We start from the raw sequence: 12,055 nt of genomic DNA, 5'->3' as shown, positions 1-12,055 counted from the left end.
CATCTATCACGGCTTTGATGTAGTGGTGAGTTCACTCTTACCAGTTAGCTGTGCCAAGTGAAAATCAGCACTGATCTCCTCCCTATCTAGGAAGGAGGATCGCTATATGATTTATTTTTATTGGTAGAGTACTATTCATCATCATCTTGATTAAAGTCGATGTCATAAGGGTAAAGAACAACCTCATCCTCAGGTATTTCGGATTCACATTTAGCGAGCTTAACTTCATCAATAAAAGGCGTAGCCATAACGCCATTTTTGAAGTTGTTATCTGCAATCCAATCAGAATTCCAAACATGTGCATACGGTTTATCGTGTATACCCGATACAATGGCACAGAGTGTCTCACTATATTCTATGTCTGGGTTGATATGATAAGAAATACGCTGTAGCCAAATATCTAGAATCCCTGTCCCCAATATTGGATCGAATTTACTCTTAACCTGTTCTATTAGCACTATCTTTTCGTCATCATCTTCAACGAACTTGAGGACGTTGCTTAAGACCAATGCGCAAGAAGCAAATGTCCTTGGGTTATGGATCATCATGTCTGCGAGGATGCTAACGATAGGACGAATGTCCTCTTTCAGCTTTTTCATTCGTTCTAGGCGCTTGTTTATCTTCGCAAGGTATCTGTCCAACTGGCCGGAGTTCTTGTATTTTCTGGAGAAAATTGCCAGCTTCAAGAGTGTCTTTTGGATCGTAGTAGCTGATACCGTTTTCCCAAATATCATCAGAGCTTCTTGCTTGTCAGGTTTCATCGAGTTGAAGATGATGTCTTCTGACAATGAGGTTTTAGACGCATTAAGTTGTAATCCTAGTTCCTGAAGGTTCACCGTTAGGTGCCTTGCTATAGCCTCTGCGTCTTCCTTACTATTTGTAAATACTCGATAGTCATCGCGGTATCGAATTATGTGAAAGTCAATAATTCCCTCATTGGCCAAGGTCTCTCCAAGCAGTTCGTCAGCATAACCAAGAATTAACTCAGCAATGAAATCCATAAGAGCAGAGCCTTGAGGAATACCGTTTGTTTGTCCCCAACGCATCTGGCGTAAAGCGTAGTCGATACGATTCCCAAGGTTAGCATTAAAACCTCTTATGGGTTTCGCTACTTCCTTTGTGTAAATTGCCCAAGGAATGGAATGGGTATAAATTGAAGGGTAAAAATTGGCTATATCTGTTGTGAATAGGTACTTAAAATCAAGTGCTTTGTTGATAGATTCTTGTTCTACATTTCGCCACCAACAATTTACAGTTTCAGCGGTATCAGACGTTTCTCCATCATCAGACTCTCTAAGCAAACTAGCACAAACTATCTTTTTATTTATCTGTAATTCACTGAATCTTTTAACCAAGAGATTCCACTCGTCCTCTTCAGTAATTTTATGTACAAGGTGAGCGTAAATAGCAGGGTGAATCAACTCAAACGGTCGCCATGAATAGTGACCGTCTTTATTTGTTTGTAACGTGTAGTTAGCGCCTTCATGGTTACACGCATTTTTGTAACCAATGTCGCTTATACCGTTCTGTTTTGCTGCAAGTGAATCACTTACAGCTTTTAGAAGTGGCTCAAAGTCAAAGTAGATTGGAAGCGAAAAGCTACAGTAACTCTCGTGCTTCAAGAAGAAGTTTCTGGCCTCTTTTGCTGTCATATCTGTAATTAATGCCATGAATGTGTTCTCAAAATGTAAAATACTGGCACACTTTAATCTTTATTTTATGGTCATATCTTATTTCTCATCATAAAACCAGAAAAAATAAGTTATTAAAATATATTTTCAAGGGAGTAAAAGTAATAACCTTGTTAGGTAGGAGTGGATAGATCTTGTTGTTGATGTTTTCTATACATGTACTGATTTATTTATTACAGTACTAAAAATACAATGAATTATTATTTTGCATATCAATTAGCCAATATCCTACGGCATACTTGCTGGGACAGGCACTTTTAGAAAGGAAAAGAAGTGTTAGCTATCGGGCAAATGCAATCCTGACGCCCTTTGACAAGATGTGGTATTGCTACCAACCTATTGTTTGTCACTAGAAAATCTATCGAAACCACTCGGGGTGAGGCTGATGTGTTTTAACGTTGGCAACACCGAATGGGGCATAAACGATCTTGAGCGAACAAACAGCTTTCAACCCACTAGCACATACAAAAACACCCGCCTAAGCGGGTGTTTTTCGTTAGCGAGTTATGGTTACTTCGCCTTACGATTCGCCGCCCACACATGAAGCAGGTCGGTCGCAATCGTCGCAGCAGCTAGAGACGTTAGCTCTGCGTGGTCATACGCTGGCGCGACTTCTACTACGTCCATGCCAATCAGGTTAATGCCCTGAAGCCCACGAATAACCTTTAGGATCTTGTCTGTGCTCAAACCGCCGCACACTGGTGTACCTGTGCCCGGAGCGTAAGCAGGGTCAAGACAGTCGATATCAAACGTGAGGTAAACCGGACGATCGCCGACACGTGTTTTGATCGCTTCGATGATTTGATCCGCAGTCCAATCATTCGCTGTTGCCGCGTCTACCACTTGGTAGCCAAGTTTGTGGCTGTGCTCGGTGCGAATGCCGATTTGGATTGAGCTTAGTGGGTCAATCAAACCTTCGTTTGGCGCGTGATAGAACATGGTGCCGTGGTCGTATTGACTGCCCATGTCGTAGGTGTCTGTGTGCGCGTCAAAGTGTACCAGCGCCATTTCACCGAACTGTTTGGCGTGAGCACGTAGCAGCGGCAGGGTAACAAAGTGATCGCCACCAAAAGTCAGTAGTGTTTTGCCTTCAGCCAGCAAGCTGGTGGCGTGCGCTTCTAGGCGCTCACACATTTGCGCGGCGTCGCCACAATCAAACACCAAATCGCCACAGTCAGCCATTTTGATTTCTTTAGTAAGAGAAAACTCCCACGGCCAGCGTTTACCTTCCCAAGCCAGATTGATAGAAGCTTGGCGGATAGCGCCTGGGCCCATGCGGCTGCCTGAACGTCCGGTGGTTGCCATGTCGAACGGCACACCTGTGATAATCACGTCAGCGTCACAACCTTGTGGTTGAAAAACCAAAGGCTGACGAAGGAAACCGAACGCATTGGAATACAGCGAATAGTCTGGGTAGTTGGCCATTGTTGCCATGTGAAAATCCCTATGAAATAAGATTGCCCGCCATAAGCGGGCAATCAAAAATTAACGGTGTGAACGAATGTCTTCGAGGTAAGTGTAGCCTTTTAGGCCTTCTGCCATTTCTGCAAGAATCGCTTCGTGTTCTTGTTCTGGCAAATACTCTTTGACCATTTCTTGGTATTGCACCATGAATTGTGCCGGATCAAGGTGAACATAACGCAACACGTCGTCGACACTGTCACCGCGATCGATAGATTCAATATTGAAACCACCCTCAGCGCAGCTGCGAACCACCGCGGTGTCGGTATCGCCGAACAGGTTGTGCATGTCGCCCAGAATCTCTTGGTACGCACCCACAAGGAAGAAGCCCATGCGGTAAGGTTCTTCGTCACTCCATGCTGGAACAGCAAGGGTACTTTCGATACCTTGACCTTCCACGTACTGATCAACGGCACCATCAGAGTCACAGGTGATATCGAGCATGACTGCACGGCGCTCTGGTGCTTTATCAAGGTTACTGAGTGGCAAGATAGGGAAGACTTGATCGATTCCCCACGCGTCAGGCAATGATTGGAACAGCGAAAAATTCACGAAGAACTTGTCTGCCAAGCGTTCGTTCAGTTCGTCCATCACTGGGCGATGTGCGCGGTTCTTCGGCGACATTTTGCACGAGAGCTCGTAACAAATACGCAGGCTAATTTGCTCTGCCCAAGCACGTTCTGCAAAGTTAACCATGCCCATGGCGAACTGCATGTGTACTTCGGACAGGTCGCTTTGGTTGTCATGGTAAATCTCAACCAATGAGCGTTGATCGCCTGACTGGCTAAGATCTTTAAATGAATGCCACATGTTGTGAAGAATTTGCGGAGCATTCTCTTCTGGCGCAAACACTTCTTCACGCTGGTAACGCTCAACGCCGACCACATCGGTTACGAGAACAGCATGGTGCGCCGTTAGGTTACGGCCTGATTCAGAAATAATGCGCGGCATAGTAATGTCGTACTCTTTACAGACATCACCAATGGTATACACCACGTTATTGGCATACTCACGCAGGCTGTAGTTCATCGAACAGCTGCTTTGGCTGCGTGTGCCTTCGTAATCTATTGCCAAACCACCGCCCACATCGACGGTGGTGATGCCAGCGCCAAGTTTGTGGAGTTCAGCATAAACACGTGCGGCTTCGCCCACACCAGAGCGTACATCGCGGATATTGGCGATTTGTGAACCAAGGTGGAAGTGCAGCAGTTGCAGTGTGTCTAGCATGTCGTGCTGGCGCAGTTTGTCCATCACGGTCAGCACTTGTGATGCTGAAAGACCAAACTTGGATTTTTCTCCACCACTGGCTTGCCATTTGCCTTTGCCTTGAGAGGCGAGACGTGCGCGAAGACCAAGACGTGGTGTCACGCCCAATGCTTTGGCTTCTTCTAGCACGACATCTAGCTCAGAGAGCTTCTCAAGGACGATATAAACTTCATGACCTAGCTTTTCGCCGATCAAGGCAAGTCGGATGTATTCACGGTCTTTGTAGCCGTTACAGACGATCACTGAGCTTGCTTGACGTGCCATGGCTAATACCGCCAATAGTTCAGGCTTGCTACCGGCTTCTAGCCCAAGCTGACGCTGTTGGCGGGCATATTGGCTTTTCAATATTTCGCTAACAACCGCTTCTTGTTGGTTTACTTTGATCGGGTAAACCAGCAGGTATTCACCTAGGTAGCCGTAGTCGGCGATCGCATCGTTGAAGTTGGCGCATAGGCTATCGACGCGATGGTGCAGGATCTCTGGAAAGCGAACCAAGACAGGCAGCGAAGCGCCTTTGGCAATCAGTTCGTCTGCCAGAGTAGATAGCGCGACAGTGTTCTCAGGACGTTTTACGTCAGGACGAACAATCACTTCCCCTTGCGGATTAATGTCAAAGTATCCCTGACCCCAGTACGGTGTGTTGTAGACATCGCGGGCGTCATTAATAGACCAATCACTCATGTTTATTCCTCAGCGGTGATCGGGCACAAGAAGAATGCGGATAGCCAATAAGTGGTGCTATCACGCTTACTTGTACCAAAGAAATTTATCAGATGCGGTTAACGCAGGCAGACCTTATTCAGGCATCTGTAGCGAAAGATCAAGAAGGACGGCATCCGCGCTTCGTGTTCGCTTTAACGATGCCCGTTTCCTGCGCGAAGGCGCTGACAGGGGCTGGGAACAGTTGTGCGGGTGAAGTGTCGCTGTGGCGTCGCAAACGGGGGCCAGGTTATTGACCTGATCAAGCGATTTTGCGAAAGATTTCATTGCCATTCCTATAAAAGGCCGTACGACAAACAGGTACGGTATGACAGAGAACAAGGCATATTTCGTCAGCAATGATGAGATTGGTGATTGCTGTTCGACGCCTGGATACACCTCTTTGGTATCATCTAAACCAGAACGGGTGCGTGGCGATTAGACAACCGTTTTAGTTGCGGTGCAAATAAATTAATTTGTCGTTAACGAACAAATTTTCTCATGAAGGCGTGAGGAGGCATGGGTAGGCAAATCCGGTGCGGGTTGGCGCAAGATTAACGACGAAACCGAGAAAAATCGCGGTGCATATTGGGCACAAAAAAGCCGCTCAACAGGAGCGGCTTCAAGCTGATTTCGATAACTTACGCGCCTACAATCTGGCACAGTTCGTTACCACATAAGTGGTACTGACGTGGACAGTTACGCCATACCTTCAGCATACGCTGATACTTCTCAAGCATCGGCATTTGGCTGTTAAAGTGGTGTGACCCTTTGTCGAACTGAGGGTAGAGACCTTCAACATCAGTCAGGAAACGAACATAGTTGACCAAATGTGCTTCGGTTGCTGCATCAAAGCCCCAGAACTGAAGGCGACGTTCATCGACATCACACTCACAGCGCGTGCCAGTCTCTAGCATGCGGAAAGATTCTTGCAGTGCATGGTGCATTTCCATCACATCAATAACCAGACGGCAAAGCTCTTCTGGCATATCGCCGAAATCTTTATCCAATTCGCGCATTTGTAGTGCGTAACCACGTTCTACAATGGTTTGTAGACGACCGTATTTGTCGGCGTTTTGTGGGTCAAGCTGTGACATCAAAGAGTATTGATTAGATAGGATAAGACGCTGAGCGTGAGTCATTTCCATAATAGTGGCCTCAAAAGTTAAAAATTCTTTTCCCAAACAGTCCCTTAGTTGTGATTTTAAGTGAGAGAGTTTGGTAATTCATGTGCCACAGAGTATCAGTTAGTACCCTCAATTTTTTTGATCTGACTACAGGTTAGTTACGGTTTTTTAACTTGAAAAAAAGAGACTTACTGGGTTGGCAGTGGTGGCAACAAGCTAGAGTGATGGAGTTTTGATGGTTTACTGGCAAGTGCTGGGTTGGACAGGTTTAGTGCTAGCACTTTGGCTATGCTGGACACCGCTAGCATGGCATAAAATGCGACAAGACAAAGGCTATCAACATTTGGTGTTTGCCAGTGCCATGGTGCTGTTTTGTTTGTGGGCGCTCAAAGCAGGGATCAGTGAAGGGCTCGATATTCATTTCCTTGGCATGACAGTGCTGACCTTGAGCCATGGCCCTCGCATTGCGGTGTGGATAAGCGTATTGCCGCTGTCACTCATGGTCGGGTTTGGTTTGTTGCCTTGGGAGGATGTGGGTTTATATGCGATCACCACCGCCGTGATCCCCGCGTTTGTGAGTTACGGTATTTTTTGGCTTTCTTACCGATACCTCACACATCACCTGTTTATTTATATCTTTGTCGCGGGCTTTCTTAATGCCGCGTTCACGGTCGTGCTGCATCTTTGTGTGGTGTCTGCGGGCTATTGGCTGTCGGGGCTGCACCCTTGGGGAACCATCGTGGACAATTACTTGATGTTATCCTTGCTGATGTGGTTTCCTGAAGGGTTGCTAAATGGTTTTGCGGTGACCTTGCTGGCAGTATACAGGCCACATTGGTTGCGAACCTTTTATGACAGGGAGTATTTGTCACCTGAACGATAGTAACGCTGCTCGATAAGTTGATAGCCGCGAAACTAAAAAACGGCCCGTAGGCCGTTTATAGAATCTGTGAACACTTGGTTTAGTACATGACCTTGTGGCCATAGCCTTCGAGAATGTTCTTCAGGTTTTCCATGGTTTCTTTCTTCGGTGGTGTTGCGTCTTTGAGTTCGTATTCATAACCCAAGGCTTCCCACTTGTGCGCACCTAGCTGGTGGTATGGCAACATTTCAATTTTTTCGATGTTGTCCATGTCTTTGATGAATTCACCAAGGCGATGTGCTGAGTCTTCATCATCGGTGTAACCCGGTACAACCACGTAACGAATCCAGGTCTTTTGGCCACGCTGATGCAGGTAGCGTGCAAAATCCAACACGCGTTTGTTTGGCACGCCAACAAGGTTTTGGTGGATTTCGTCGTTGATTTGCTTCAGATCGAGCATAACGAGATCCGTTGCATCCAACACTTCATCAATCACGTCAGTGTGCTTACGGATGTAGCCGTTGGTATCAAGACAAGTGTGAATACCTTCGGCGTGCGCAGCGCGGAAAAATTCACGCACAAATTCAGGCTGAAGCATGGCTTCGCCACCTGATGCAGTGACACCGCCGCCTGATGCATTGATGAAATGACGGTAGGTGACGACTTCTTTCATGATTTCATCGACCGAGACTTCACGGCCATCATCTAAATCCCACGTATCACGGTTGTGGCAATATTTGCAGCGCATGAGGCAGCCTTGCAAAAATACGATAAAGCGAATGCCAGGGCCATCCACGGTGCCACAAGACTCAAAAGAGTGAATACGGCCAATCACCGACATGAGATTCTCCAAAAACTACTGTAAAAAGTAAGGAGTTATATTATACCGAAAGCCCGCTCAGATACAGGGATTCAGCGAGTTTGACAGGCATGCTTTCGTTGGGCTTTTCGCGGGTGCCGCAATCGATCATGTTTTTGCACACGAGCTAAAAGCTATAGGGGGAAACAGTGGTCACACGATAGGGGAGCTTCCCAGTTTGACGGAAATGAAAGACATTTCCGTCATGGTCAGCTTCTATCTGAGTATTTGGATTGGAGCGATGTATTTATATCGTGCTAATGACATGAGAAGGGCAGAGTGAACGATGATTCTTCAATTGCACCCACAAAGGATACCAATTGCTTAGGTCATTAGCAGGCATGGCTTTGGCGATGAAAAAGCCTTGTCCGTAATCGCATCCCATGTCGCGCAGTCCATGCCATGTTTCGATGCACTCAATGCCTTCAGCGACAGAGGCGATGCCGATACGTCTAGCAATCAGAATACTGGCTTCAACAAGAGCGCTTGACGTGCGGCTACTCAACATAGGGAGCACCAAAGATAACCCTACTTTGAGGGAGTCTATCGGTAAAAACTCCACTTCTTGCAGTGAACTGTGTCCCGTTCCAAAATCGTCGATGGCGATACGAAATCCATTCAACAGCAATCGAGAGGCGGCTTCTTGTACTTGGCTGATATGGTTAAAATGCTCCGGTTCCATCAATTCGAAGTAGATGTGTTCGCAAAGCTTGGGGTGGTCTTCAGCCATCGAGATGATGTTGTCGACGAACTTAAGTTCGATGAGGTTATTCATCGAGATATTGATACCAACAGGACGGCCTTGCAACGTCTCTTGATGCTCAATAACGGCTTCTATTACCGTCATCGTTAGCTCTGACTCAAGCCCCAACGCAGAGAGTTGTGGAAGAAATTGACGAGGTAAGATGATATCACGTGTTGGATGGCGCAAGCGTTGGAGAGCCTCGCAGGCAATCCACTCACCGTCTTCAAGACGAACAATAGGTTGAAACCAGGTTTCGAATTGCCCTGACTTCCAAGCTTCGAGCACTTCATCTTCCCGCAATGGCACAAGATCTTGAGGGAATTGCACGTCATGATCGTTGGCGACTTCGATGTAGTGCTTTAACAAAGGAATAGAAGCGGGCTTGGGAAGAACACCCAGCACGTTTAGGTGAAGGTTCTCACACATATTTTGCACAGTTTCTAGCACTTTTGGTGAGGCAGCACTGGTAATAACAATACAGCCCATGAAACCTCTTTCAGCCATGTTGCTGAGAAGTTCTATGCCATCGATATCGGCTAGCTGTAAGTCGCAAAAAACCAAATCAGGCTTTTCGATCAAAGTTTGCTCAAGTGCATCGCTGCCGCTTTTTGCCGTTAATAACTCGTCAGTCCCGGATAAAAGTTGCATCAATTGTCCGGACATCATGTCCCGCTTAAAGGGATGATCTTCGACAAGTAATATTTTCATATTTCCTCACAAATGTTGCGAATGCGCTTTCGCTATTTGTTTGATGAGTAAGCGTTTCCAATAGTATGGTCAGCTTTTTTGCATTCGTCGACAGAACGGTATACGGCAACGCGAGAGGAGAATGGGTGTGCTGCCTAAGAGGCTTGTGGTGAAGCTTACGAATAACGGGCATAAAAAAACACCTCCACATGGGAGGTGTTTTTATCATTCAGAGAAGACTCAGATTATAGAGTTTCAGTGAATGTACGTGCGATAACGTCTTTTTGCTGTTCAGCAGTCAGAGAGTTGAAACGCACAGCGTAGCCCGATACACGGATAGTCAGCTGTGGGTAGTTCTCTGGGTGTTTAACTGCATCTTCCAGTGTTTCACGGTTCAGAACGTTCACGTTCAGGTGTTGACCACCCTCGATGCCTGATTCGTGGTGGAAGTAACCGTCCATAAGACCAGCAAGGTTCGCTTTCTGCGTGTCGCCATCTTTACCCAGTGCGTTAGGCACGATAGAGAAGGTGTATGAGATACCGTCTTTTGCGTGAGCAAATGGCAGTTTACCTACAGACGTTAGTGATGCTACAGCACCTTTCTCGTCACGACCGTGCATTGGGTTTGCGCCTGGTGCGAATGGTGCACCTGCACGACGACCGTCAGGGGTGTTACCTGTCTTCTTACCGTATACCACGTTTGACGTGATAGTCAGGATAGACTGGGTAGGAACCGCGTCACGGTAAGTCTTCAGTTTACGAATCTTGTTCATAAACTTCTCAACCATTTCACAAGCGATGTCATCTACACGGTTGTCGTTGTTACCAAACTTCGGATAGTCGCCTTCGATTTCGAAGTCGATCGCGATGCCGTCTTCGTCACGAACTGGTTTCACTTTCGCGTACTTGATAGCAGACAGTGAGTCAGCCGCTACAGATAGACCCGCGATACCACAAGCCATAGTACGGTAAACGTCACGATCCATCAGCGCCATTAGCGATGCTTCGTAGCTGTACTTGTCGTGTGAGTAGTGGATAGCGTTCAGTGCGGTCACGTACTGCGTTGCCAACCAATCCATGAAGCTGTCTAGGCCAGCCCAAACTTTGTCGAAGTCTAGTACTTCGTCAGTCATTGGTGCTTGCTTAGGACCCACTTGAAGTTTCAGTTTCTCATCCACACCGCCGTTGATTACATAAAGCAGTGTTTTAGCAAGGTTTGCACGAGCGCCGAAGAACTGCATGTGCTTACCGATAACCTGCGGAGATACACAACAAGCGATAGCGTAGTCATCGTTGTCGAAATCTGGACGCATTAGGTCATCATTTTCGTACTGGATAGAAGAAGTATCGATAGATACTTTCGCACAGAACTTCTTGAAGCCAATAGGCAGTTGCTCAGACCAAAGCACAGTGATGTTTGGCTCTGGGCTTGGACCCATGGTGTAAAGCGTGTTCAGGAAGCGGAAGTTAGTACGGCTTACTAGTGTACGACCGTCACAACCCATACCACCCATTGATTCTGTTGCCCAGATTGGGTCACCAGAGAACAGCTCATCGTACTCAGGAGTACGTAGGAAGCGAACCATACGCAGCTTCATCACGAAGTGGTCGATCATTTCCTGTGCTTCAACTTCAGTGATCTTGCCTTCAGCAATGTCACGCTCGATGTACACGTCTAGGAACGTAGAAGTACGACCCAGAGACATTGCAGCACCGTTCTGAGATTTAACTGCAGCTAGGTAGCCGAAGTACAACCATTGAACTGCTTCTTGAGCTGTCGTTGCAGGACCAGAAATGTCCGCACCGTATTTCTGAGCCATCTCTTTGATTTGGATCAGCGCACGGTATTGCTCTTGGATCTCTTCACGCTGTTGCATGGTCAGTTGTAGATCGTCGCCAGCTTCCAGTTTCGCTTGTAGCGAATGGAATTGCTTAGCTTTGTCCTTTAGAAGGAAATCTACACCGTAAAGTGCAACGCGACGGTAGTCACCGATGATGCGGCCACGGCCGTATGCATCAGGAAGACCAGTCAAAACACCAGACTTACGGCAGTTCATGATATCTGGCGTATAGATATCGAAAACGCCTTGGTTGTGAGTCTTACGGTATTCTGAGTAAATCTTAGAAACCATTGGGTCTAGCTCGCGATCATACGCTTTGCAAGAACCTTCGATCATACGCACACCACCGTTAGGGATAAGTGCACGCTTCAGTGGCGCTTCAGTTTGCAGACCCACGATCTTTTCAAGATCTTGGATGATGTAACCTGCGTCGTGAGCAGTAATGGTAGAGATAACAGAAGTATCGAAGTCTACAGGGGCGTGAGTTGAGTTCTCAAGCTTGATGCCTTCCATGACTTTTTCCCAAAGCTTGTTAGTCGCTTCGGTACCTTCGGTCACAAGGAATGATTCATCGCCCTCATAAGGGGTGTAGTTCTTCTGGATGAAGTCACGAACGTTAACTTCGTTCTGCCATTCGCCTTCAGCGAAACCTTCCCATGCTTTAGCAAATTGCTCAGACATGATGTACCTACCTTTTTAGTAGAAGAAAACAAGTACTTAGCAGCATTAAACCACTACACTGATAAAAACAGTGATCAGTACGCGAATTAAAAAACGGTAAAAGCAATAACGTTAATTCGAAACGTGCTTGATTTTA

General features: G+C 46.7%; 8 protein-coding genes. 1 reads left to right on the top strand and 7 read right to left on the bottom strand.

Going from position 1 to position 12,055, the window contains the following annotated elements; all coding sequences use genetic code 11:
* Positions 1–131: 131 nt before the first annotated feature.
* The 4 genes from L4D06_RS22925 to L4D06_RS22910 form a co-directional block, all read right to left on the bottom strand.
* Positions 132–1,670 carry an RNA-directed DNA polymerase gene (locus tag L4D06_RS22925; RefSeq protein WP_429741607.1) on the bottom strand — a complete coding sequence of 513 codons (1,539 nt, stop codon included), beginning with the start codon at positions 1,668–1,670 and terminating at the stop codon, positions 132–134.
* A 531-nt stretch (positions 1,671–2,201) separates the two neighbouring features.
* Positions 2,202–3,125 (bottom strand): agmatinase, encoded by a 924-nt coding sequence (gene speB / locus L4D06_RS22920; protein ID WP_429741605.1) that lies wholly within the window; start codon positions 3,123–3,125, stop codon positions 2,202–2,204.
* Between the two features lie 51 nt (positions 3,126–3,176).
* A complete protein-coding gene (speA, locus tag L4D06_RS22915) occupies positions 3,177–5,099 on the bottom strand; it encodes a biosynthetic arginine decarboxylase (RefSeq protein ID WP_274165206.1) in 1,923 nt (640 codons plus the stop codon).
* 659 nt (positions 5,100–5,758) lie between these two features.
* Complete coding sequence (locus tag L4D06_RS22910) at positions 5,759–6,265, bottom strand: YfbU family protein (protein ID WP_429741603.1); 507 nt, start codon at positions 6,263–6,265, stop codon at positions 5,759–5,761.
* A gap of 211 nt (positions 6,266–6,476) precedes the next feature.
* On the opposite strand from L4D06_RS22910, the gene L4D06_RS22905 reads away from it, so the two are divergent.
* The gene (locus L4D06_RS22905; protein WP_337992917.1) at positions 6,477–7,127 is read left to right on the top strand and encodes an energy-coupling factor ABC transporter permease; all 651 of its coding nucleotides are present in this window, start codon (positions 6,477–6,479) and stop codon (positions 7,125–7,127) included.
* A gap of 79 nt (positions 7,128–7,206) precedes the next feature.
* Here L4D06_RS22905 and pflA read toward each other — a convergent pair whose 3' ends face one another.
* The 3 genes from pflA to pflB form a co-directional block, all read right to left on the bottom strand.
* On the bottom strand, positions 7,207–7,947 hold the full coding sequence (pflA, locus tag L4D06_RS22900; RefSeq protein WP_274165203.1) for a pyruvate formate lyase 1-activating protein: 741 nt from the start codon (positions 7,945–7,947) through the stop codon (positions 7,207–7,209).
* Between the two features lie 265 nt (positions 7,948–8,212).
* Complete coding sequence (locus L4D06_RS22895; RefSeq protein WP_429741601.1) at positions 8,213–9,418, bottom strand: EAL domain-containing response regulator; 1,206 nt, start codon at positions 9,416–9,418, stop codon at positions 8,213–8,215.
* A gap of 224 nt (positions 9,419–9,642) precedes the next feature.
* Positions 9,643–11,919: a formate C-acetyltransferase gene (pflB, locus tag L4D06_RS22890; protein WP_429741599.1), complete on the bottom strand. Its 2,277-nt coding sequence runs from the start codon at positions 11,917–11,919 to the stop codon at positions 9,643–9,645.
* Positions 11,920–12,055 lie beyond the last annotated feature (136 nt).

It is taken from the genome of Enterovibrio makurazakiensis, from assembly GCF_050336585.1.
In the GTDB taxonomy this organism is placed as follows: Bacteria; Pseudomonadota; Gammaproteobacteria; order Enterobacterales; family Vibrionaceae; genus Enterovibrio; species Enterovibrio gelatinilyticus.
This window is presented reverse-complemented; position numbering and strand designations above follow the sequence as displayed.

Coding starts and splice junctions, on each gene's coding strand:
- L4D06_RS22925 (WP_429741607.1), bottom strand. CDS start 1,670: ATGGCATTAATTACAGATATGACAGCAAAAGAGGCCAGAAACTTCTTC.
- speB (WP_429741605.1), bottom strand. CDS start 3,125: ATGGCAACAATGGCCAACTACCCAGACTATTCGCTGTATTCCAATGCG.
- speA (WP_274165206.1), bottom strand. CDS start 5,099: ATGAGTGATTGGTCTATTAATGACGCCCGCGATGTCTACAACACACCG.
- L4D06_RS22910 (WP_429741603.1), bottom strand. CDS start 6,265: ATGGAAATGACTCACGCTCAGCGTCTTATCCTATCTAATCAATACTCT.
- pflA (WP_274165203.1), bottom strand. CDS start 7,947: ATGTCGGTGATTGGCCGTATTCACTCTTTTGAGTCTTGTGGCACCGTG.
- L4D06_RS22895 (WP_429741601.1), bottom strand. CDS start 9,418: ATGAAAATATTACTTGTCGAAGATCATCCCTTTAAGCGGGACATGATG.
- pflB (WP_429741599.1), bottom strand. CDS start 11,919: ATGTCTGAGCAATTTGCTAAAGCATGGGAAGGTTTCGCTGAAGGCGAA.